Raw genomic sequence first — 22,915 nt, 5'->3', positions numbered from 1 at the left:
CGTTATTACTTAAACCAATACTTGAAGTATGTTGATGACCCCGCTTAAAATACGAATCACTCGAATCTCCGAATTGACAAATGATGTTCCGCTTCCGACCTATGCCACGCAAGGTTCTGCAGGAATGGATATTTATGCTGCCGTCGTAAATGAAATGACGGTGAAAGCAGGGGAAACAACATTAGTACCGACCGGATTCTCAATGGAAATTCCAGTCGGATTTGAGGCACAGATTAGACCAAGAAGCGGTCTGGCATTAAAGAGCAGTATTGGATTGATGAATTCCCCCGGAACAATAGATTCAGATTATCGTGGAGAAGTAAAGATTGTTTTTACAAATTATGGGAAGAACGATTTTGTCGTTAAACGTGGCGACCGAATTGCACAAATGATTGTTGCAAAGTACGAACGAGTAGAATGGGAAGAGACTCATCGGCTTTCCGAAACCGTCCGCGGTTCCGGCGGCTTTGGTCACACTGGTATCGCTTAAATAGTCCAACGGATCAAATATGGCAAAACAAAAGAAATCACCCGACGTTACACCGCTGCCTGAATCAAGCAATGGAGATCAATCGACGCCAGTATCAACATTGGACACCGTTGTTATTTCTGCAGGACTTGTACTATTATTTTTTCTACTCTATTCCCTTGAGTCGTTGATCTCTCCATTTTTAATCTTTGGCACCATCATCTTTTTATTGTATCCGTTACGCAACATTGCAGTAGCTAAAAACGTGATGCTGCTTGCCGTTGTATTGTTTACTCTATGGTTCGTTTACACAATCGATAAAATACTATCACCGTTTATTCTTTCATTGTTCCTAGCATATTTGTTCCATCCAATTGTTTCAAAATTGGAAACTTCCTGGAAGATTCCCCGCTGGACTTCGGCAGTCTTTATTATTTGTATTAGCATCGCAATAGTTATTGTATTGCTTATTCTCGGTTTGCCACACATCATCGGTCAGTTTGAGGGAATACTTCAAGCGATTGGAACAATCTCAACTCAATTTGTCGAGTGGGTGCTTGACGGTCGCTTCATAAAAGCGATTCAAAAATATGGAATATCGACCGACCAAATGCGAAGCATGTTGACAAATTCTATTGCACCGCGCGTGGAGGACATTTTAAAAGGAATTCTCAAAGGAACATTCGGTATTGTCAGTGGATTGCAAGTGCTTGTCTCCGGCATTGTGAATATCGTGATCATTCCGTTCCTCACATTCTTTCTGCTGAAAGATTTTCTGCTTGTCCGCCACCGTATTAAAATGATGATCCCAAGAAAAAGAAGAATACAATCGGTTGCGTTTTATCATCGGGTCGATGAGATCCTTGGACGGTACATTCGCGGAACAACAATCATCGCCATTTTTGATACAGCGGCAGTGACAACCGGATTATGGATTATCGGTATTCAATATCCGCTGGTATTGGGAATTCTTTCCGGTATGCTTTTCTTCGTTCCCTATTTCGGATTCATTACCATTCTGTGTGTTTCGGCATTTGTTGCTTCGCTCAGTATGGGAGCTATGACGCTTCCGGTAATCTCAACGGTGTCCTATTTAGCGGTTCTTCACATTATTGAAAATTATGTGTTGACGCCGAATATTATTGGAGGAAAGATCGGGTTGCATCCTGTGGTACTTATTTTGTCGCTGTTCATCTTTGGATATTTCCTCGGATTTATTGGTCTACTGATTGCTATTCCTGCTGCAGCAATCATTATCGTTTCGGTGAAAGAGTGGGAATTGAACCATAAAAAAGAATTGAAACTGGAAGAAGAATAATTATTTACGGAATTAGGGATTGTTCATGTTTGGAAAATTGTACCTTGTTGCTACACCGATCGGAAATTTAGATGATATGACGTTTCGCGCAATTGAAACGCTAAAGAAAGTCGATATCGTTGTCTATGAAGAACGAAAAGAAGGGAGTCGCTTACTTCGTCATTTCGGAATTGAAAAACCGGTAGAGAGTTTAAATGAGCATAATGAAGCGGCATCAACATTCATTATTCTCGATCATTTAAAAAATGGAAAAAGTGTCGCCATCGTCTCCGATTGCGGAACTCCCGTGTTTTCCGATCCCGGACAATTACTTGTTCGAAAAGCAGTTGATGTAGGGATAAAAGTAGTGCCTATTCCCGGTGCATCATCACTGATGCCGGCCCTTACTGTATCGGGATTTTCCATTGATCAATTTGTGTTTTACGGATGGCTTTCACCGAAGCGTCCGCGCCGCGTCATTGAGTTGCAGCAGCTCCGACGTGAACTTCGCACGATTATATTGATGGACACACCGTATCGTCTTGTTCCGTTGATGAAGGATATTTCGGAAGTGTTCGGAATCACTCGCAGAGTCTGTGTAGCATTCGATCTGACAATGCCGGATGAAGAAATATTTCACGGAACAGCTCCTCAACTTGCCGCAAAGTTCGAAAAAGAGGACCGAAAAGGGGAATTTGTTCTGGTGATTGAAGGAAAAGGGAAATAGTGTCGTTGCACTTTCCTGGGCCATTATCTATATTTTTCATGTGAAAGCACTTCACCAAACATATCAGCAATCCACAAAAGCACCCGAACTCTACGGAGATTATTGGTTCAATTCCGCACCACGTTCAATTGCATCGTCGCAAGGGCAAAATATTTTACTGTTTTTTTGGAGTTACACATCTCCCGCATCGCTCCGCATGCTTCCAATTATTCAGGAATGGTTTACGATGTATGCGGATTTAGGTTTGGAATGTATCGGTGTCCACTCTCCCGAATTTTCGTTTGCAACGAATCCACGGAACGTGGAAGATTTTTTACAAAAACACTCAGTTCATTTCCCGATTGTTGCCGATAATGACCGCCTCATTGCCGGAGCATATCGCATTACAACATTCCCATCGCTGGTGTTGATCAGCGGCAATGGAAATATTTATGACGTTGTTACGGAAACATTCTCGATCTCCCGCCTTGAACGTTCGATGCAATATTTACTTCGTCAGTCCGGTTTTTTTGGAGAACTGCCGATGCTTCGGTCCATTGAATCCGAACGGTCACAGGAACATAATGCATTCGAAATTACTACCGGATATTTACATGGATCTTTGGGGAATGTTGAAGGATACAGTCCGGAGCTTCCTTCGGAATATCGGGATCCGAATATTTACGTTGAAGGTAAATTTTATGCCCATGGAATTTGGCGAGCTGAGCGAAATGCCTTTCATTACGAAGGAGAACCGAATGATGGGTATTTGATCTGCCAAAGCGAAGGGGAGAATATTGACACACTTGTCGGCTGCGAACAAAAGAGTTCCATGCGGATTAAAGTTGATGATGCTTCTATGCTCATTGGGCAGATGGGTTCTGATGTGAAGCGAGACCCCAAAGGAAATTCTGTCGTGACGATCAACGAACCGCAATTTGTTTCTATCTTTCACGGTGTACAAAAAGAGACACATTCCGTCAAACTCATCCCGGCGAATACTGGTGTAACATTCTATATGTTTTCGTTATATAAGGATCGCATTCAAGAAGATTTTGATCAGACGATCCACAATAATTGACCCTCGTAATGACCAATCGTATAACTGACCTTTTTCACATCCAATTTCCGATCATTCAAGCTGGCATGGTTTGGGTTTCAGGATGGAAACTAGCATCTGCCGTCTCAAACGCTGGTGCTCTCGGTCTTGTTGGGGCAGGTTCTATGAAGCCAGATCTGCTTCGCGAACATCTACAAAAAACAAAATCTGCCACATTAAAACCGTTTGGTGTAAATATTCCTCTCCTCCGAGGTGATATTGATGAGTTGATTAAGGTTGCACTGGAAGAGAATATCAAAATAATTTTTTCTTCTGCAGGCCATCCCGGACGCCATATTGAAAAATTTAAAAAAGCCGGATACATTGTCGTTCATGTTGTGGCAAATGTAAAGCAGGCGTTGAAAGCAGAAGAAGTTGGCTGTGACGCTGTTGTTGCCGAAGGATTCGAAGCCGGTGGCCACAATGGCATTGATGAAATCACAACGCTTTCTCTTATTCCTCAAGTTGTTGATGCTGTGAAGATTCCGGTGATTGGAGCGGGTGGAATTGCCGATGGTCGTGGAATGTTGGCGGCGTTTGCATTAGGTGCAGAAGGAGTTCAAGTCGGGACCCGCTTTGCCGCAACGGTGGAATCTTCAGCTCATGATATCTATAAACAAAAAATTGTTGAAGCGAATGATGGCGATACGGTGTTAACGTATCATAATATTCTTCCAGTGAGAGCAATAAAAAATCCGTTTATGACGCAGGTGCAAAAAGAAGAAACACAAAAAGGGATGACACGTGAGAGGATGATGGAATTGCATGCTAAAGGACGTGAACGGAAAGGGATCTTCGAAGGGAACTGGGAAGAGGGAGAAATGGAAATGGGACAAAGTTCCGGACTGATCCATGATATACCAACTGCTGCGGAAGTTGTTCAAAGAATGATGAATGAGTTCGAAACAACGCGTCGTACCATCCACGCTCTGTCGTGATGAATCACTCCGATAGAATTACCACATCCATTTTTGATCTCTTTAAAGTTGGTCCAGGACCATCAAGTTCCCACACAATTGGTCCAATGAAGGCTGCGTTTGATTTTCTTTCCCGGATCAAGCAATTACCCACACATCTTACTACAACAGCAACTTCTCTTGAAGTGATTCTCTACGGTTCTCTTGCTGCAACGGGAAAAGGGCACGGCACAGATCGTGCAGTTGCGGCCGGACTTCTTGGAAAACATCCCGAAGAATGTGATCCTCAATGGTTTTCGTCACTGATGGGGACAGATGCTTCCTATGCTATTAACATCGGGTCACATTTGATTTCGTTCTCGGCCGACAATATTCATTTTGAACGTGGGAAATTTCATTTTCACCATCCCAACACTCTTCAGATGAGATTGATGAATGGAGATGTGCCTATCATAGAAGAAGAATATTATTCCGTCGGAGGGGGATTTATCCATCGAAAAGGTGAATCAGCGTATGAAAAAAGTAATGTGCAACCGGCATATTCGTTCTCAACGATGAGCGAGGTGAAAGATCATTTGCAACAAAAAAATATTTCTTTGGCGGAATTGATCATTCAAAATGAAATATCCATTTCGGGAATGGGCCGTGATCAGGTTCTTACAAAAATTGACGCGATTTTAAATTTTATGCATGATGCAGTTCAACGAGGGCTCTCTGTCACGGGCCAACTTCCCGGAACGATCAAATTGAATCGCAAAGCGGCATCACTTTATAAAAAAGCTCAAGAAATGTCCCGGTCTCAAGATTCCTTCCTCATTTTTCTGAATGCATATTGTGAGGCCGCTTCCGAAGAAAATGCGGCGGGAAATATTGTTGTCACCGCGCCAACAAGCGGAGCATCCGGTGTTATTCCGGGATTAACCTATTTGATGAAATCTCATTTCCATTATGACCAACAGAAATTACGCGAAGGGATGCTTGTTGCAGCGGCAATCGGTTTTCTTGTGAAACATAATGCGAGCATCTCCGGTGCAGAAATGGGATGCATGGGTGAGATTGGGACTGCGAGCGCCATGGGGGCAGCCATGCTAGCCTATTGTGCAGGTTGCGACGTGAATGCAATCGAAGCAGCTGCCGAGATCGCCATTGAACACCATCTCGGTATGACGTGTGACCCGATTGGCGGATATGTCCAGATTCCTTGCATAGAACGGAACGCAATGGGGGCGGTGAAAGCATATAATGCTTTTCTTCTTGCCTCTTCGGGAAATCACGCCCATCAAAAAATCTCCCTTGATAGTGTTATTAAAGTGATGAAAGCAACCGGTGATGATATGTCCAAAAAATATAAAGAAACATCCGAGGCAGGATTGGCTCTGAGTTCAACCGAGTGTTAAGAATGTTATGTGGAAAATGAAAAAATCTACTTATAGTATAATCCTCTTATTGTTCGCTGCGTCAACATCCCTCTCTCAAGTGTATGAATGGAAACAAGTCGGGAAACTTGATCGAACACTGAATCCTTTTTGGATATTTTTTCACGTAGACAGCACAAATCGCATTTACGTTTGTACTGAATGGTTCTACACTCAGTTTAAATATTCAGACGATGAGGGGAAAACGTGGCAAACAAAAGCTGATTCAACGTTTATAAAAGATTACTTCGGATATTCCATAGGTCTTGACTCAAATGGAATTATCGCCACTCTTGATATCAGTGAATTCGGGAAAAACACATCCAAAGTGCCAAATCCCGTCCAATGGTTTATAGAGAAGTTGGACTATTTGAAGACGAATAAAAATCCTTGGATAAAAGTTTCAAAATCCAATAAAATATTTCTACCGACATTCATTGTCCTCACTTCTAAAGATTCAGGAAAATATTGGAAGATGAATGATATTTTAAATAGTAGACCTGAGGGGCATTTTTACTGGACGGACAGTTTGCGGCTTCATTTTCAAAAACAATCCGCCACATCAATTTTAGTTGATAATGATGATCGTATCATTGTTAGTTCAAGAGTGGGAATCTATTCTTCTGAGAATGATGGTCTATTCTGGAAAAAGCAAAATTACGGATTAACAGATTCATCCATTGCAATGATCAGAATGAGTAAGGATGGAAGTATTTTTGCGATTTCGGATAGCGGTCGCATTTTTAAGGGAACGCTCTCCCCAAATTCCATTCAGTTCGATAAACCAAATACGCCGAGTATGGGATATCTGTTGTTCCAGAATTACCCTAATCCTTTCAATCCATCCACCGTCATCAATTTTACAATTCCGCGGGATGAATTTGTCAGAATAGGCATCTATAATGTCCTTGGAGCAGAGATTGAGGTTATTATGAATGAAACATTATCTCGGGGGGTTCATTCCGTTCGTTGGGAAGCAAAAAACCATCCGTCCGGTTTGTATTTTTATCAAATTCATTCAGGTGGTTATTCGGAAACGCGAAAAATGCTCCTTTTGAGATAGATTTGGGAACTTGTAGTTGTTGTAATTCATAGAACTCTTTTGTAACTTTACACAGTGGCGATTTGAAAACGACAGCTTGCAGCCACTCAATTTGTGAAAAATTGCTAAAGCGTCGAAGGTAAAAAACACATTGTACCCCGACGCATTTCATTATTGTTGTCGGGGTTTTTCATTTTATGTAGGTAAAACCTTCCTGTTTAACCGATTTTGAATAAGCAAGAATGCTTGTTCTACGAATAATAATTATGAGTAAAACATTTGAACAAGTATTAAAAGAGAAAATCGTCGTATTTGACGGCGCGATGGGGACAAACATCCAGACTCAGGATCTTACCGCGGACGATTTTGGCGGAGAGCATCTTAACGGTTGTAACGAGTTTCTGCTTGTGACAAAACCCTCTGCCATTGAGAAAGTTCACAGCGATTTTCTTGCTGCCGGCGTTGATGTTATTGAGACCGATACATTCGGATCATCATCTATCGTGCTTGCAGAATACGATCTACAGGATCGTGCATATGAAATTAGTAAACTAGGTGCTTCATTGGCTAAGAAAGTAGCACGAGAATTTTCAACCGCTGCTCACCCCCGTTTTGTTGCCGGATCAATCGGACCCACAACAAAACTTCCATCGCTTGGACATATTACATTTTCCGAAATGGAAAAATCGTATTACGAACAAGTTTCTGGTTTGGTGGAAGGTGGAGCTGATCTTCTTATTGTAGAAACATCGCAAGATATTTTACAGGTGAAAGCCGCTCTTGGTGCGGCATTCAGATATTTTGCTGATAAACGAATTAAGCTTCCTGTGGTCAGCTCCATAACCATTGAGACGATGGGAACGATGTTGATGGGAACGGAAATCGGTGCGGCTCTTACCGCATTAGAGCCGTATGATATTTCTGTTATCGGAATGAATTGTGCGACCGGTCCGAAGGAGATGTCTGAAAATATTCGGTACCTGACTCAGAATTCACGAATTCCTGTCTCCTGTATTCCAAACGCCGGACTTCCGGAAAATGTCGGCGGAGTGGCACACTATCATCTTTCTCCGGAAGAAATGGCGCAGTGGCTTACCCATTTTGTAAAAGATTACGGAGTGAGTGTTGTTGGCGGATGCTGCGGTACCCGTCCTGAACATTTAAAGGCTGTCGTTAGTGCAATGAGCGGTTTTACACCAAAACAACGGACTATTGAATATCAACCTTCCGTTTCGAGTTTGTATTCCAGCGTAACGATGGAAATGAAACCCGCACCACTTATTGTTGGTGAACGGACGAATGCTAATGGCTCGAAAAAATTCCGCGAGCTTCTTCAAAAAGAAGATTACGACGGAATGGTAATGATGGCGAAGGAGGCGATCAAAGAAGGAGCGCATGTATTGGATGTCTGCGTTGCGTATGTGGGCCGAGATGAAGTGCGTGATATGAAGGAATTTGTTTCACGATTGAATACGCAAGTTCCTTTGCCGTTGGTAATTGATTCAACGGAAGCGAATGTTATTGAAGCAGCTCTTCAATTGTGCGCTGGAAAAGCGATTGTCAATTCCATCAATCTCGAAGATGGAGAGGAGCGTATTGCTCATGTTGTACCGCTCTGCAAAAAATACGGAGCAGCTGTTGTTGCACTTACGATTGATGAACGCGGAATGGCGAAGACCGCTCAAGACAAATTTGATATTGCAAAAAGGATCTATGATCTCGTGGTGAATAAGTACGGGATGAAATCCAGCGATTTGATTTTTGACACACTCACATTCACTCTTGGCAGCGGTGATGAAGAGTTCCGGAAAGCAGGGGTGGAAACGATTGAAGCGATCAAACTGATCAAAAATGAATATCCTGATGTTGGGTTTGTCTTGGGTGTAAGTAATATCTCCTTTGGACTTTCACCTCATATCCGCCATGACTTGAATTCGGTATTCTTGCATTTCGCCATTGAAGCGGGATTATCGCAGGCGATTGTCAATGCACAAAAGATTAAACCGCTTTACAAAATTGACGAGCGTGGTCGCGAGTTGTGCAAGCAATTGGTGTTTGACGAACGGAAATTCGAAGGGGAACAGTGTACCTATGATCCGTTGACGGAATTGATGGCATTTTATGCGGACAAAAAATCCGATATGAAAGCAGAGAAAAAAGAGCGTGCCGGTACAATCGAGGAGATTCTCAAAAACCGCATTATTGACGGTGAAAAAATGGATGTCGGTATCGATCTTGATGAAGCATTAAAAAAATATTCACCGCTCCAGATTATTAATGAGGTACTGCTTGAAGGGATGAAAGTAGTTGGAGACTTATTTGGGAGGGGGGATATGCAGCTTCCATTTGTGCTTCAATCAGCGGAAACGATGAAAGCTTCGGTTGCGTATCTAGAACAATTTATGGAAAAAACCGATGCAACGAACAAGGGAACAATGGTCCTTGCAACGGTCAAAGGAGATGTACATGATATCGGAAAGAATTTGGTCGATATCATCTTAACGAACAATGGCTACAAAGTGTACAATCTTGGCATTAAACAGCCGTTGGATAATATCATCAATGCGTGGCAGGAGCACAAGGCCGATGCTATTGGTATGAGCGGGTTGCTTGTAAAATCTACCGCAATCATGAAGGAAAATCTTGAATTGATGAACGAACGCGGTTTGATTCCTCCCGTTGTTTTAGGTGGAGCTGCACTGACCCGTCGATTCGTTGAGAATGACCTTCGGTCTCTATACAAAGGAACGGTTGTGTACGCCAGCGATGCGTTCGATGGTCTTCGATTTATGGAACAATTGAAAACGAAAGGGATCGAAAGTTTTGCATCGTCATCAACAGAACAGACTGTCTCGTCCGAAGATGGTGAAGAACTACTGACCGGCTCTGAAGCAAAAATCGCGGCGGCAATGAAAGAATACCCGATCCCGAATGGTATTTCTAAAGTGTCACATGATTATGAAATTCCCAAACCGCCATTCTGGGGATCTAAAATTGTTGAGAATATTTCGCTTGATGAGATCTTCGGGTTTATTAATGAAGCAGCGTTGATTAAAGGACAATGGCAGGTGCGAAAAGGGAAACGTTCAGAAGAAGATTACCGTAAAGAAGTAGAAGAAAAAGTTCGTCCCGATCTTGAACGATTGAAAGAACAGGCAAAGCGTGAAAATCTTCTCCAACCGAAAGTTGTGTATGGATATTTCCCTTGTCAATCCGAAGGTAATGATCTTATTATTTATCAGGACGATCAAAAAACCGAACGATTGAGATTCTCTTTTCCACGCCAAAAGGATGATCGATTCCTCTGTCTTTCCGATTATTTTTCACCGAAAGAATCCGGAAAGATGGATGTTGTTCCGTTTCACATGGTGACGATGGGAAAGAAGGCATCCGAATATTCGGCAAAACTATATGCTGCGAACGATTACAAGGAGTATTTGTACTTCCATGGTTTAAGCGTAGAGACTGCCGAAGCATTAGCGGAATTGTGGCATAAAAAAATCCGTGAAGAACTTGGCATCGCTGGGAAAGATGCAAAAGAAACAAAACGATTGTTCAGTCAAGGATATCAAGGTTCCCGTTACAGCTTTGGATATCCGGCATGTCCCAATCTTGAGGATCATGTTAAATTGTTCGAACTCCTTCAGCCGGAACGAATCGGTGTTCATCTTACGGAAGAATTCATGATGGAGCCTGAACAATCCACTGATGCGATTATTGTACATCATCCCGAAGCAAAATATTTTAACATAAAGTAACATGAAGATCTATCTTTCTTCAACCACGATTAATTATTATATTTAGTCGTGGTTTTTTATTTCTGAAAGGACAAACTCTCTTATGCCAAATGTCATCTTAATTCGCCATGGCGAATCACAATGGAATCTTGAAAATCGTTTCACTGGTTGGGTCGATGTACCGCTTTCTCCAAAAGGGGAGCAGGAAGCAAAAGCTGCTGGAGAAAAACTTAAAGCATATAAATTTGATAAAGCGTTCACATCAAAGCTTCAACGTGCGAATAATACTCTAAAATTTATTCTGCAGGCAAACGGACAAACGGACCTACCGACGGAATATGATAATGCGTTGAATGAACGCCATTACGGTGCCCTTCAGGGTTTGAACAAGGCCGAAACTGCCCTGAAGTATGGGGAAGATCAAGTAAAGATCTGGCGTCGCAGTTACGACGTACCTCCACCGAAAGAAAAAACCGAATTGAATCCGGATGGAACCAGCGAAAGTCTCAAAGATACGGCTGCCCGCACTCTTCCTTATTGGGAGAAAAAGATCTTCCCGGAAATCAAAAATGGGAAAAATATCATCGTAGCAGCCCATGGAAACAGCCTGCGTTCCATTGTGATGCATCTTGATAATCTCACAAAAGAACAGGTTTTAGAGTTAAATATACCGACTGGTGCACCATTACTGTATGTTTTCAACTCAAATGGCATGATTGTTGAAAAGAAATACCTGTAAGAAGACAATTTAGTAGTCTTATTGAAATAAGATCTATTTATCTGATATATTCCATTATTGAGTTTCGAACAAGTTTTTCTTATTATTTCAATAGTTACTTTGTAAACCTCGAGGAGAAAACATTATGGCAACATTTATTACCGAAGAATGTATCAATTGCGGAGCATGTGAACCTGAATGTCCGAACACTGCAATCTATGCTGGGGGCGCTCAGTATGATTTTAAAGGGGGAAAGCATGATGCTGTCTCGAACGATTTCTATTATATCGTTCCTGAAAAATGTACAGAATGCGTAGGACATTTTGATCAAGAACAATGCGCAGCGGTTTGTCCCGTTGACTGCTGTGTTCCGGATCCGAATCGCGCTGAAACAGAAGATGCATTATTTGTACGCGCAAAAGAGATCCATCCTGAAAGAGCATTTGCAGAATTAACTGCTTCCAACTCACGCTTTAGAAAATAATATTTTCAATTGATGTTTTTGCGAAGGTCGGTTCATATATTGAGCCGACCTTTTTTATTATTCTGAGGAGCCACAATGAAGTTTTTGAAAAATAATATTCTTGTGTTATGTGTTTTTGTTTGTGTGTGGGTGTTAAACATTTTTGCTTCTACCAAGGTTCACATTGAAATTATTGGATTTGACGGCAAGCACCCTTCCATGGCCACTATCAAAGTTGGAAAATTAATACAAGGGGGAGTGCTTGCAAATTATATTGCCGGCGATCCAATAAAGACTATTGATGTAGAATCTGACGGCAAAAAAGAATTTGAAATTGAGAATCCAGGATATTATAAAATAGTTGTTTCAGCTCCTGATCATGAATTTGCAACTATACCACTAATAATACAGGAATCTGGTGAAAATATTGAGTTGAAAATACAGTTAGAGCCCGTCTACCAACTCTTTCCAGATAATGACTTTTACCTTATTGGGGATTGGAATCATTTTGATATGCGAAGGGCAGACAAAATGAGTTTAGATTCTACTGGAAATCCAAGATTTGAAGGAAGTAGTTCTTTGGATTCAGTTTCCTATCAATTAGTTATTCGAAGAGGAGGGCAGACCTCAGCTCCAACAATTAATGGAACAACATCCACTCATTTTATTAGAGATGGTTTCGGGGGATATAAATCTACTGTTCCTGTCATTCATGGAAAGTTTACCATTACATATAATTTACAAAAGTATAACATGTATCGGAATGTATCGCTTCCTAAAATATCATTCGATACCGCTCATGCATTTCTGGAAGCAATTTCGAATTTAACCACGCAATTTATTCATGAACGGGTTACATTGTGGAATGCATTAGATAAAAAACGTAAAAATGAACCTGAAATAAGTATGAATGTTGATAGAAGTATTTTGGCTCAAAAATTAATTGAAAAAATGAGTGATACAACTGAAAATCTTTTGGTCAGGCAATTTGCTGCAGTGAGTATTTGCAATCCATTTAGTTGGAGTGAATTATCACATTTGGCAAAGTATGGAAAAAGTATTTTGCAAATTGTCCCCCCTTCATCGCCAATGTGGTCTGCAAGCTATCGTGATGGATTTATTTCTGTTACGAGAGATGATTCAAATAATGTATTGGAAAATGTTTTACAGCAGTTTGCCGATACCAATCCTGAAAAGCAAATTCGTATTGAAGCAAATTTGCGTTTGATAGAAAAAGCGAAGGTTGATAAAAAAAATGCACTGCACATGGTTCGGTATCAGCAATTTCTTGAAAAATATCCACAGCAAGAGTTAGAAACCCGTGACAAAATGATGTTGGGAATGTTTGTGCCAGATTCAATTGCCAATAAAAAAATATCACGCAATAAAAAAATGCCGGATTTTGAATTTCAATCGATGGATTCACGAGGGAACATTTCCAGTAAGAAATTAACTGGAAAATATTACCTATTAGATTTTTGGGCAATATGGTGTTCTGGTTGTATACAAGAGATGCCAAATATGGGTGAGCTTTATAAAAAGTACAAGGGCAAGAATTTTGACATTGTAAGTGTTTCGTTTGATAAAGCATCTGATATCGATAAATTTAGGTCGAAAAAATTTCGTATGCCTTGGTATAATGTTGCACTCACGCAAGAAGAACAAGAAAAAATTATGGCAACATTTGAAGTCATTGGATTTCCTAAGCCAATCCTTGTTGATCCAAAAGGATATATTATTGCGACGGATTTAGATGCACGTGGTGAAGATCTTAAAAAAACATTAGCCAGAATATTTAGGAAATAAACTGAAATAAACATAGAAAACTATACTCTCAATTCGATTGAAATAGGAAGATTTGCACTCGACGGTGGTGCAATGTTTGGTGTTGTGCCGTGGATCTTCCTGAATACGTGTTTGCAGAATTAACCGTATCAAAGTCACGATTCAGAAAATAATATTGTTTTGTGATATTTTATTGAAGGTCGGTTTATATATTGAATCGACCTTTTTTTATTTATAAAAATCTAAATTTTTAGTAATTCACAAAAATGGGATTATTTTGTGAACTAATTGTAGAAAATTATGGTTAAATGTATTGACTAATTCATTCAACACTTTTGTCCAACAAAAAATGGAATATGAAATTACAATACCATAATAAATTCACGCAAGGGAAGTTGTTTTTATTTCGGGAAGAAAATGGCTTAAACAGCGCTCAGTTTTCTGACGGCAGAGAAGAGAAACTTTTTACATTTATATGGAATAAAGGAAATACGCAAAAAGTGATCATTGATGAGATTACGCATGAATTCCCAAGCAATACTATTTTGCCGTTGATGTATAATCAAAACTTTCACATTGAAAACCCTGAAGATATAGCCGTTTGGCAGTTCAATAGGGAATTTTATTGCATCATTGATCACGACAAAGAATTGGGATGTGTGGGATTCCTCTATTATAATTCTTCAAAAACAATGTTTATTGCATTAAATGACGGTGAAACCCAGAAATTTGATATGCTTACGAATATGTTCATTGATGAAATGGGGCAGTCTGATAATATTCAGGGTGAAATGTTGAGAATGCTGTTGGGTAATCTGATCATCAAGCTGACAAGACTTGCAAAGACACAATTCCTCAATCGAAATATTGATGAACACAAACTAACCATTGTTCGTGAATTTAATTTTCTTGTTGAACATCATTTTCGAAAGCAGCATACTGTTCAGTTCTATGCTGATCAACTTGCTAAATCTTCAAAGACTCTTTCAAATCTCTTCAAGCTGTATAATGATAAAAGCCCGCTGCAAGTGATTCATCACCGAATAGCCTTGGAAGCAAAACGTCTGATAAATTATACGGACAAATCAATAAAAGAAATTGCATATGATTTAGGATTTGAAGATGCAGCGCATTTTAGTCGTTTTTTCAAAAAACAAACTGGCCTGAACCCTACATCAACTAAATTATCGTTTGAAGTGAGCGATAAGGGAAGAATTGCCAGTCATTAGGGAAGTGTGTCCATTTTCTGCGGTATCGTTCTATTGTATTTTTGTAGTGTCAATTTATTTATTAACTCAAAGGAGACACTATGAAAACATTCACTATTCCAACATATGAACAGGTATCAGAAAACAATAAAACAATTTTTGATGGCCTAAAAAAGAGTATTGGCTTTGTACCGAATCTTTTCGCTGCGTTTGCGCATTCCGAAACTGCACTTGCCGATTGCTTTACCTTTCAAAACAGAAAGAGCACGTTGAATTCAAAAGAACGCGAAGTTGTAAATCTTGTTGTTAGCCAAATTAATGATTGTCAGTATTGCCAAAGTGCACATACTGTTGTAGGGAAGATGAACGGCTTTAGCGACGATCAAATTCTAGAGATTCGAAAAGGTTCTGCGTTGTTTAATGGGAAATTAAACGCATTGGCAGAATTTACTTATGACGTCACGATCAATCGTGGAAAAACTTCACCGCAAATCACAGAAAAATTCTTTGCTGCCGGATATACCGAAGCTAATATGATTGATGTTATTATTCTTATTGGAGAAAAAACAATCAGCAATCTATTGTATGGCGTAATGCAGTTTCCCATAGATTTTCCGATTGCACCACAATTGGATGAAACGTTGGCATAGAAATAGTTAATTGAGGAAGTTGTATCCATGATGAGTTAAAACAACAAAATAGTAAGAAGAAATATCTTGCAGTTGTCGTGTTATTAAAGCGATAACTGCTTTTTTATTGTTAAGGCATAATTTTCATGAATGTTTTCTCACTTTCTATTAGAAAGTGAAAGAATTTTCGATTACATTATTTAACACTGTTATGAAAATCGGAAACTACGAACTTACTTCAATAGAAACGGGGAGATTTGCACTTGACGGCGGTGCAATGTTCGGTGTTGTGCCGTGGGTTTTCTGGTCAAAATCGAATCCTCCGGACGAACGAATGAGAATTACTCTTGCCGCACGTTGCCTGCTCATCCGAGGCGAAGGCCGCACGATTCTTGTTGATACCGGTAATGGATCAAAATGGAATGATAAACTGAAAGATATTTACCGGCTTGACAATTCTCATTTTGCTCTTGAAACTTCATTGGCGAAGCATGGAGTGAAACCAGAAGAAGTGACAGATGTCATCTTGACCCATTTGCATTTTGATCATTGCGGCGGAAGTACGAAGTTCGTCAACGGGACGCTTGTTCCGACATTTCCGAATGCGACGTATTATGTTCAAAAAGCACATTGGGAATTATCGCAAAATCCTTCTGACCGCGACCGAGCAAGTTTTATGAACGATGATTTTATGATCTTGCATGAAAAAGGAATGCTAAAGTTTACCGAAGGGGAACAAGAAATATTTCCTGGAATATCCGTTGTTGTTTGCAATGGACATACGATGGCGCAACAGCTTCCAAAAATCACCGATGGAACATCTACACTCCTATTTTGTTGTGATTTGGTCCCAACCACATCACACATACCATTTCCCTATGTCATGGGATATGACCTCCGACCACTTGGAACATTAGAAGAAAAGAAGAGAATTCTTCCTCAAGCGGAAAAAGAAGGATGGATCTTATTTTTTGAACATGATCCTGAAACCGCGGCAGTAACATTGCAAAAAACAGAAAAAGGGTTGGCAATAAAAGAGAAAATAGTAATATGAGTTATATCTATATCTGGAAATTTGAAGTGAAGCAAGGAAAAGAAACAGAGTTTGAGCAAATCTATGGTTCGGATGGGGACTGGGTTCGCTTATTTTTACGTGGCAAAGGATATGTGCGAACGATGTTGGTGCGGGATATTGCCGAGAAAAATATTTATTTAACGGTTGATGAATGGGAGACTGCCGATAGTTTTCGAAAATTTCAAAAAGAATATCGTGAAAGCTATAGTGAACTAGATCAGAAATGCTCATCATTGACGATACATGAATCACAAATTGGTGAATATGAACGTATTTGATAGATAATGGTGAATTCAGGAATAAATATTGAAGAGGTGAGAGAACGGAGAGGAAAAAGAGTTATCCTCGATGGAGAAGAAATTGTACTTTTCAAAATAGAAAGCCAAATTTGTGCTGTTTCGAATATGTGTCCTCATCAGAAATTCCAAAAACTGCATGAGGGAATGTTTGAGAGTGGAATTGTGACGTGTCCGATGCATGGCTGGGCATATGATGTGCGAACTGGGGTATCCACCAACGCGAACGGGAGATTGAAAACATTTCCGGTTGAGGTGAAAGGCAACAAGATTTTTTTAGATGTATAACTAGTCAATGAATAGCTTTGGTAGTACCTTCATTTGGAGTTAACACGTTCCTAAAATGACGATCAAAGATTTGAGTTTATAAAATTAAGATATACCCGAAACACGGTATTGCCATTGAAGAAATATTGCAATATTTTTTTGGTATGTATTTGAAAGATTATAAATATGATTAAGTTCTCCGGTGAACTTTCACAATCAGCATTAAGTACCGTTATGGGTTGAAAATAATACTTCGCTTAAAACGCGTATGGAATATAATATTGAAGATATTTCAGATATCCGTAAAATCACCTTGGGGTAAGTCTGCAAATAAATAAACGAAACCATTCATGGATTCCACGAAGAAAAGGCGCTTTCCGTATTGACTCCATCGGAATCTGATAATTAGTATCTCCTTCAAAACAAGGTAATGTTTTATTTTTCTCCAATTGATTTTGCGCACGAATAGAAACATTTTTATTCTTTAATTTAATAGATTCATTTTTTGCGCAGAGAAATTAAGGGGAAGAGGCGAATATCCTGTCGTACGAAATGTGCCCTCGTTTGGCAATCCGCATGAACGGTATTCAAAACGTAGAAGAATTCTAGAACACCATCGGCGGCATATTTCATTTTGTTTTATACAACACTACAGTACCATTGCAACGAAGGGGGTTTTATGAATTCCGATTTTGCTATCCACCTGCTTGAAATTTCTATCGTAATGGTATTTTTTGCCAATAAAGTCTTAATTTTAATCGGCAAGCGATTCGCATGGTTGTTTGGAATTATTGCTGCCAGTCTAGCAATTATTTATTTTTCCTCCAGGGGCAATTTGCCCTTGGCCAGTTTGCAGGTAGGAATTTTGGCAGCGGCAGTGTATGGTTTTCTGAAGCCTACAAAAAAATATATTTTTGAATTACCGATTCGCCTAATAATTATTGCTGTAGTGATTGCCATAGCCGTTTTTGTTCTTAACGGATCATTGGAATTGCCGAAGTCAATAGTTAGCGTAGGGATTCTTTTGGGAAATTATTTTTTGGCACGGTCTAATTTCCATATAGGCTGGCTTCTTTTGGGACTAAGCAATGCAGTCACCGCTTATTTTGGGTATTTAAAGGGACATGTTTTCTTTGCGGATTTCCAGATGGCTACCGCAGTCGTGGCTTTTGTTGGTTTGATCTCACGAAAGATGAGGGATTAAATTTTAAGACTCGGATTGTCGATCGGTTTGTGAGGAGGAGTTCTTTTAAGGTGTTTTTGGGAAACAATTCATTCTTAACAGCTTTCGCAAGTTCAATTCCTCAACTGATTTTTTACCACGTTAACCTGAATTACTCAAAAAGATATTTCTGCAATTTGTTTTTGAAGCAGAAATCATAGAAAATCTTTCTCCGAGAATTTATTTGAGGTGTGGTATCGAATCGTTTATACATTTTGATATGTAAATGAAACAATGCAGTAATGACTCTTACCGAACAAATAAAATCTAAAGCAATTGAGCTAGGCTTTCACAAAATCGGAATTGCTAAGGCTGACGAAATTACGCTAGAGGGCGAACGATTGAAGGAATGGCTCAATCGTGGTTATCATGCCTCAATGCAATGGATGGAAAAGAATATTGAAAAACGGATCGATCCTCGAGAAATTGTCCCAAATGCGAAATCGGTTATAAGTGTAGCAGTGAATTATTATACTTCAACGCCGCATGAGCCGGATAATCATGATGGGAAAATATCTCGTTATGCCTGGGGAGATGATTATCATATCCATGTTACCAAAAGAATCCAAATGCTCTTTGAATGCATCAAACAATTAGCACCGAACTCTGAAGGACGATATTACGTCGATACTGGTCCTGCAATGGATAAAGTGTGGGCGGCTCGCGCCGGACTTGGTTGGCAGGGGAAACATACGAACCTTATTACCAAGGAATATGGATCGTGGGTTTTTCTTGGGGAAATTATCACAACACTGAAGCTCGACTATGATGAGGCGATGGAAGATTTTTGCGGAACATGCACAGCATGCATCGATGCATGTCCGACCGATGCTATTCATGAACCGTATGTCGTAGATAGTAACAAATGCATTTCTTATCTTACGATAGAACACCGCGGGGAGATCGCTGAATCATTGGGGAAGAGGTTCGATCAGTGGATCTATGGCTGCGATATCTGTCAGGATGTTTGTCCTTGGAATAGATTCCAACAACCAACAAACCATAACGAGTTCTTACCAAGAGCCTGGAATATTGATCCAAATCTGGACACATTATTACAGCTTTCTCCGGAAGATTTTTCACAACGATTTAAGAATTCCCCTATCAAACGAACAAAACGCGAGGGGCTTATTCGTAATGCAAACATTGTTAAGAACAAAATATCATAGACATCCTTCGACACGTTACGATAAAAAAATATCGTGATGTGCACAAACAAATTCAAATTTTTTATTAACATTATTCATTTAAGTATATATGTCAGATAACCACAGAAAAATTATTATTATCGGTTCCGGTCCAGCAGGTCTTACAGCCGCAATTTACGCCAGTCGTGCCAATCTCAATCCTTTAATTTTTGAAGGAATTCAACCAGGCGGTCAGTTAACAATCACTACGGAAGTTGAAAATTATCCTGGTTTTGAGCATGGAATTCAAGGACCGGAATTAATGGATATCATGCGCAAGCAGGCGCAGCGGTTTGGTGCCGAATCACAGTTTAATATTGTTTCAAAAGTCGATTTTTCACAGCGGCCTTTTAAAGTGTGGGCGGATGATGTTCTCTATACCACTGATACTGTTATCGTCTCCACCGGAGCGTCGGCAAAATGGCTGGGACTTGCTTCTGAAAAACAATTTTCAGGATATGGAGTCTCTGCGTGTGCTACATGCGACGGATTCTTTTTCCGTAATCAAGAAGTATATGTTGTCGGAGGCGGTGATACTGCTATGGAAGAAGCAAGTTTTTTAACAAAGTTTGCTTCAAAATTAACGTTGGTTCATCGCAGAGAAGAATTCCGCGCATCGAAAGTAATGCAGGATCGTGTTTTAAACAATCCCAAAGTTTCTGTTGAATGGAATTCCGTTGTTGAAGAGGTGTTGGGAACTGTGGAAAACGAGAAAAAGAAAATGACCGGATTGAAATTGAAAAACATAAAAACCGGTACCGTTAAAGAAGTAAAAGCAGACGGGCTTTTTTTAGCGATTGGTCATAAACCCAATACGGAAATATTCCACGGTATTCTAGATATGCATGAGAATGGTTATTTAAAAGTTCAAGCAGGTTCAACAAAGACGAATATTGAAGGCGTATTTGCAGCAGGAGATGTTGCTGATCATTATTATCGTCAAGCGGTCACGGCTGCGGGAAGCGGATGTATGGCAGCCATTGATGCAGAACGATGGCTTGCTGAACAAGAATAATATTTATTGATCTACATCTACGAAGACACCTTATCAGAAAAACCTGATAAGGTGTTTCTGTTTTTAAAACCAGATTGTCACAAACTTCTGACTTCGTTACTCTCGCATCGGAAAATGTGTCTTATTCTTCTGTCATCATTTCATAAAATAATCCAGCGTCATCAAAATATTGTTTGTTTTCAGCAATTTATTTTTGGCACAGCGATTGAATTGTATCTGATCATACAAAACTTCAACACTCATAAAAAAAACACAAACAACCAAGGAGTACAATTATGTTAGTCCGTTTCCAACCCGTTTCAAATATCTTTGATGAAATTAATACCATCATTAATTCGTCATTAGTTCCTTTTCCGGCGATCAACGATATGAAACGTTACAGTCGATTTGGAGGAGTATCAATGAAAGAAAACGGTGAGCAGGTTCATGTTTCAGTGGAACTTCCCGGTATTGCAAAACAAGATGTCAAAGTGAATGTAAATGATGGCATTCTAACAATTTCTGCGGAACGAAAACAACCGGAATTGAAGGAACAGGAGCAGTGGCTACGAAATGAGATTGCATATGGAAAATATGAACGCTCCATTGAGCTCCCGTATTCTGTGGACGTGGAAAAGGTTTCTGCCGCACACGAGAATGGCATACTTAGCATTATACTTCCAAAACATGAAAATGCAAAACCAAAACAAATTTCCATTCGATAAGAAAGAGAGAACGAATATGTCACAAAATATTTTAGAAAAGAAAACGGTTCATTCAATTATTCCGGCAGTTAATATTGTTGAAACACCAACTTCTTATGTCGTGACGTTGGATATTCCAGGTGCGGCAAAAGACCGTATCAAAGCAAATATTGAAAACAATACATTGTTCATCTCAGCCGATGTGTTGGAATTATCCACACCAGAACAATCCGACATTGCGAAACAATATCGCCGGGAGTTTTCACTGGCGCAAAATATTGATTTAAATACAATCGATGCACAATATGATCTTGGTGTATTAACGATTACGTTAAACAAAAAGCAGCAATATTTACCAAAACAAATAACAGTTAACTAAACATAAAAATCATCCATGTCACATAGGAAGAAGGAAGGAGAACAATTATGTCACTAATGAAACGAATACCAAGCCAAAGCGTAACACGTTGGAATAGTGAATTTCCTGCATTTCGTGGATTGCATTCACTGCAGAATGATATGAATAGAATCTTCGAAGAATTCTTTCGTGGTGATATCGTGGCGGGAGATTCATTCTTCAGCAAGGATTGGAGTCCCGCAGTCGATATTGTAGAGAACAAGGATCAATATATCCTCAAAGCGGAGCTTCCGGGGATGAAGAAGGATGATGTAAAGATTACTGTGGAGAATAACGTTTTGACGATACGAGGTGAAAAAAAGAATGAAGTAGAACAGAAAGAGGAAAATTATCATCGCGTAGAGCGAAGTTATGGATCTTTTGAACGTTCCTTTGCCATTCCAGGTACAATCAAAACAAATGATATTGATGCTCAATACAAGGAAGGCGTTTTGACATTGACACTTCCGAAAGCAGAAGAAGCAAAACCGAAAATGATTGATGTAAAGGTGCAATAATAGCTTATAGCGATGAAAATAGTACCATTATTTAATTGAAGTCCCGTGCTGAGCGGGACTTTTTTTTATGCAGCCTATGCATTCAGTGCGCAAATTATGCATAGCAGAAAGTATATGAATCCTTGAAATGATTAAAATTCATCATTTATTTTTTGGCATGTTGCTTGTAATGATATATGACATAGCAATTCTAAATCAATCATTACAAACTAATTGAGGATCCAAATATGAAGCACCTTTTTGTAGCAGCATTGTTTGCTTTGTTGTTCGTTGGATGCGATAAAAGCAGTCCTGTTGCAAGTGAAATTGCGACTGATGCTCCTTATAGCGTAGAAACAATGTATAAGGCGACGGTGGCAACAGATGCAGAAATTATTGAGATGCATGGAGATGGACCAGCACATGATTCAATACGGCATGGAAGAATGCTGGGTCATATAAAAGAGTATGTTGGTTTGACAGATGCACAATTTGACAGTGTAAAAGTATATGCACAAACTTTGTTTGTGACTTTAAAAGATATTCGAAAACAAGTTCATGATAGTCTTATTACCAAAGAACAAGCTCGTGAGTTAGTTGTGGCGGCACGTACACAATTTGTTGATTCTATTAAATTCATCTTAACGGCAGAACAGATCGTAAAATTTGATGAATGGGTGACAAATTTTTGGAATAAACCTCCGCGACGAGGTCCTGGTGGACGAGGTGGTCATGATGATCATGGTGGGCCTGGAGGTCCAGGTAGACATGGCGGACGACCATAGAAGAGT

22 protein-coding genes are annotated in these 22,915 nt (G+C 39.7%); all 22 read left to right on the top strand.

Annotated elements, in window-relative coordinates; genetic code table 11:
* Nucleotides 1-34 precede the first annotated feature (34 nt).
* Entirely contained in the window at nt 35-490 is a 456-nt protein-coding gene (gene dut / locus WDA22_09285; protein ID MFA5833658.1) for a dUTP diphosphatase, read from the top strand.
* Between the two features lie 19 nt (nt 491-509).
* Complete coding sequence (locus WDA22_09280) at nt 510-1,787, top strand: AI-2E family transporter (protein MFA5833657.1); 1,278 nt, start codon at nt 510-512, stop codon at nt 1,785-1,787.
* Nucleotides 1,788-1,812: 25 nt separating this feature from the next.
* The gene (rsmI, locus tag WDA22_09275; GenBank protein MFA5833656.1) at nt 1,813-2,493 is read left to right on the top strand and encodes a 16S rRNA (cytidine(1402)-2'-O)-methyltransferase; all 681 of its coding nucleotides are present in this window, start codon (nt 1,813-1,815) and stop codon (nt 2,491-2,493) included.
* Nucleotides 2,474-3,553 (top strand): thioredoxin-like domain-containing protein, encoded by a 1,080-nt coding sequence (locus tag WDA22_09270; protein MFA5833655.1) that lies wholly within the window; start codon nt 2,474-2,476, stop codon nt 3,551-3,553. Before rsmI ends, WDA22_09270 begins: the two co-directional genes overlap by 20 nt.
* Nucleotides 3,554-3,561: 8 nt before the next feature.
* Nucleotides 3,562-4,509: a nitronate monooxygenase gene (locus WDA22_09265; protein MFA5833654.1), complete on the top strand. Its 948-nt coding sequence runs from the start codon at nt 3,562-3,564 to the stop codon at nt 4,507-4,509.
* Nucleotides 4,509-5,885 carry an L-serine ammonia-lyase gene (locus WDA22_09260; GenBank protein MFA5833653.1) on the top strand — a complete coding sequence of 459 codons (1,377 nt, stop codon included), beginning with the start codon at nt 4,509-4,511 and terminating at the stop codon, nt 5,883-5,885. Before WDA22_09265 ends, WDA22_09260 begins: the two co-directional genes overlap by 1 nt.
* A gap of 16 nt (nt 5,886-5,901) precedes the next feature.
* Nucleotides 5,902-6,966 (top strand): T9SS type A sorting domain-containing protein, encoded by a 1,065-nt coding sequence (locus WDA22_09255; protein ID MFA5833652.1) that lies wholly within the window; start codon nt 5,902-5,904, stop codon nt 6,964-6,966.
* A 245-nt stretch (nt 6,967-7,211) separates the two neighbouring features.
* Nucleotides 7,212-10,703: a methionine synthase gene (gene metH / locus WDA22_09250; protein ID MFA5833651.1), complete on the top strand. Its 3,492-nt coding sequence runs from the start codon at nt 7,212-7,214 to the stop codon at nt 10,701-10,703.
* An 82-nt stretch (nt 10,704-10,785) separates the two neighbouring features.
* Nucleotides 10,786-11,421, top strand: a complete 636-nt coding sequence (locus tag WDA22_09245) for a 2,3-bisphosphoglycerate-dependent phosphoglycerate mutase (GenBank protein MFA5833650.1) — start codon at nt 10,786-10,788, stop codon at nt 11,419-11,421.
* Nucleotides 11,422-11,545: 124 nt separating this feature from the next.
* Nucleotides 11,546-11,884, top strand: a complete 339-nt coding sequence (locus WDA22_09240; protein MFA5833649.1) for a YfhL family 4Fe-4S dicluster ferredoxin — start codon at nt 11,546-11,548, stop codon at nt 11,882-11,884.
* Between the two features lie 75 nt (nt 11,885-11,959).
* Entirely contained in the window at nt 11,960-13,669 is a 1,710-nt protein-coding gene (locus WDA22_09235) for a TlpA disulfide reductase family protein (protein MFA5833648.1), read from the top strand.
* A 335-nt stretch (nt 13,670-14,004) separates the two neighbouring features.
* Entirely contained in the window at nt 14,005-14,877 is an 873-nt protein-coding gene (locus tag WDA22_09230; GenBank protein ID MFA5833647.1) for a helix-turn-helix domain-containing protein, read from the top strand.
* Between the two features lie 80 nt (nt 14,878-14,957).
* Entirely contained in the window at nt 14,958-15,506 is a 549-nt protein-coding gene (locus WDA22_09225; GenBank protein MFA5833646.1) for a carboxymuconolactone decarboxylase family protein, read from the top strand.
* 190 nt (nt 15,507-15,696) lie between these two features.
* Nucleotides 15,697-16,539 carry an MBL fold metallo-hydrolase gene (locus WDA22_09220; GenBank protein ID MFA5833645.1) on the top strand — a complete coding sequence of 281 codons (843 nt, stop codon included), beginning with the start codon at nt 15,697-15,699 and terminating at the stop codon, nt 16,537-16,539.
* The gene (locus tag WDA22_09215) at nt 16,536-16,838 is read left to right on the top strand and encodes an antibiotic biosynthesis monooxygenase (GenBank protein MFA5833644.1); all 303 of its coding nucleotides are present in this window, start codon (nt 16,536-16,538) and stop codon (nt 16,836-16,838) included. Before WDA22_09220 ends, WDA22_09215 begins: the two co-directional genes overlap by 4 nt.
* Before the next feature lie 964 nt (nt 16,839-17,802).
* Complete coding sequence (locus WDA22_09210) at nt 17,803-18,327, top strand: nicotinamide mononucleotide transporter (GenBank protein MFA5833643.1); 525 nt, start codon at nt 17,803-17,805, stop codon at nt 18,325-18,327.
* A gap of 260 nt (nt 18,328-18,587) precedes the next feature.
* The gene (gene queG / locus WDA22_09205; protein MFA5833642.1) at nt 18,588-19,514 is read left to right on the top strand and encodes a tRNA epoxyqueuosine(34) reductase QueG; all 927 of its coding nucleotides are present in this window, start codon (nt 18,588-18,590) and stop codon (nt 19,512-19,514) included.
* A gap of 88 nt (nt 19,515-19,602) precedes the next feature.
* Nucleotides 19,603-20,547 (top strand): thioredoxin-disulfide reductase, encoded by a 945-nt coding sequence (gene trxB / locus WDA22_09200; protein MFA5833641.1) that lies wholly within the window; start codon nt 19,603-19,605, stop codon nt 20,545-20,547.
* 275 nt (nt 20,548-20,822) lie between these two features.
* Nucleotides 20,823-21,251 carry an Hsp20/alpha crystallin family protein gene (locus tag WDA22_09195; protein ID MFA5833640.1) on the top strand — a complete coding sequence of 143 codons (429 nt, stop codon included), beginning with the start codon at nt 20,823-20,825 and terminating at the stop codon, nt 21,249-21,251.
* A 16-nt stretch (nt 21,252-21,267) separates the two neighbouring features.
* On the top strand, nt 21,268-21,609 hold the full coding sequence (locus WDA22_09190; GenBank protein MFA5833639.1) for an Hsp20/alpha crystallin family protein: 342 nt from the start codon (nt 21,268-21,270) through the stop codon (nt 21,607-21,609).
* Between the two features lie 47 nt (nt 21,610-21,656).
* Nucleotides 21,657-22,145: an Hsp20/alpha crystallin family protein gene (locus WDA22_09185; GenBank protein MFA5833638.1), complete on the top strand. Its 489-nt coding sequence runs from the start codon at nt 21,657-21,659 to the stop codon at nt 22,143-22,145.
* 227 nt (nt 22,146-22,372) lie between these two features.
* The gene (locus WDA22_09180; protein ID MFA5833637.1) at nt 22,373-22,909 is read left to right on the top strand and encodes a hypothetical protein; all 537 of its coding nucleotides are present in this window, start codon (nt 22,373-22,375) and stop codon (nt 22,907-22,909) included.
* Nucleotides 22,910-22,915 lie beyond the last annotated feature (6 nt).

This window comes from Bacteroidota bacterium (assembly GCA_041658205.1).
GTDB lineage: Bacteria > Bacteroidota > Ignavibacteria > UBA10030 > UBA8401 > UBA8401.
Note: the sequence above shows the minus strand (reverse complement) of the source record. Positions and strands in the feature narration are given on the sequence as shown.

Excerpts from the sequence above, each read along its gene's own strand:
- dut (MFA5833658.1), top strand. The coding sequence starts at position 35 with ATGACCCCGCTTAAAATACGAATCACTCGAATCTCCGAATTGACAAAT.
- WDA22_09280 (MFA5833657.1), top strand. The coding sequence starts at position 510 with ATGGCAAAACAAAAGAAATCACCCGACGTTACACCGCTGCCTGAATCA.
- rsmI (MFA5833656.1), top strand. The coding sequence starts at position 1,813 with ATGTTTGGAAAATTGTACCTTGTTGCTACACCGATCGGAAATTTAGAT.
- WDA22_09265 (MFA5833654.1), top strand. The coding sequence starts at position 3,562 with ATGACCAATCGTATAACTGACCTTTTTCACATCCAATTTCCGATCATT.
- WDA22_09260 (MFA5833653.1), top strand. The coding sequence starts at position 4,509 with ATGAATCACTCCGATAGAATTACCACATCCATTTTTGATCTCTTTAAA.
- WDA22_09255 (MFA5833652.1), top strand. The coding sequence starts at position 5,902 with ATGAAAAAATCTACTTATAGTATAATCCTCTTATTGTTCGCTGCGTCA.
- metH (MFA5833651.1), top strand. The coding sequence starts at position 7,212 with ATGAGTAAAACATTTGAACAAGTATTAAAAGAGAAAATCGTCGTATTT.
- WDA22_09245 (MFA5833650.1), top strand. The coding sequence starts at position 10,786 with ATGCCAAATGTCATCTTAATTCGCCATGGCGAATCACAATGGAATCTT.
- WDA22_09240 (MFA5833649.1), top strand. The coding sequence starts at position 11,546 with ATGGCAACATTTATTACCGAAGAATGTATCAATTGCGGAGCATGTGAA.
- WDA22_09235 (MFA5833648.1), top strand. The coding sequence starts at position 11,960 with ATGAAGTTTTTGAAAAATAATATTCTTGTGTTATGTGTTTTTGTTTGT.
- WDA22_09230 (MFA5833647.1), top strand. The coding sequence starts at position 14,005 with ATGAAATTACAATACCATAATAAATTCACGCAAGGGAAGTTGTTTTTA.
- WDA22_09225 (MFA5833646.1), top strand. The coding sequence starts at position 14,958 with ATGAAAACATTCACTATTCCAACATATGAACAGGTATCAGAAAACAAT.
- WDA22_09220 (MFA5833645.1), top strand. The coding sequence starts at position 15,697 with ATGAAAATCGGAAACTACGAACTTACTTCAATAGAAACGGGGAGATTT.
- WDA22_09215 (MFA5833644.1), top strand. The coding sequence starts at position 16,536 with ATGAGTTATATCTATATCTGGAAATTTGAAGTGAAGCAAGGAAAAGAA.
- WDA22_09210 (MFA5833643.1), top strand. The coding sequence starts at position 17,803 with ATGAATTCCGATTTTGCTATCCACCTGCTTGAAATTTCTATCGTAATG.
- queG (MFA5833642.1), top strand. The coding sequence starts at position 18,588 with ATGACTCTTACCGAACAAATAAAATCTAAAGCAATTGAGCTAGGCTTT.
- trxB (MFA5833641.1), top strand. The coding sequence starts at position 19,603 with ATGTCAGATAACCACAGAAAAATTATTATTATCGGTTCCGGTCCAGCA.
- WDA22_09195 (MFA5833640.1), top strand. The coding sequence starts at position 20,823 with ATGTTAGTCCGTTTCCAACCCGTTTCAAATATCTTTGATGAAATTAAT.
- WDA22_09190 (MFA5833639.1), top strand. The coding sequence starts at position 21,268 with ATGTCACAAAATATTTTAGAAAAGAAAACGGTTCATTCAATTATTCCG.
- WDA22_09185 (MFA5833638.1), top strand. The coding sequence starts at position 21,657 with ATGTCACTAATGAAACGAATACCAAGCCAAAGCGTAACACGTTGGAAT.
- WDA22_09180 (MFA5833637.1), top strand. The coding sequence starts at position 22,373 with ATGAAGCACCTTTTTGTAGCAGCATTGTTTGCTTTGTTGTTCGTTGGA.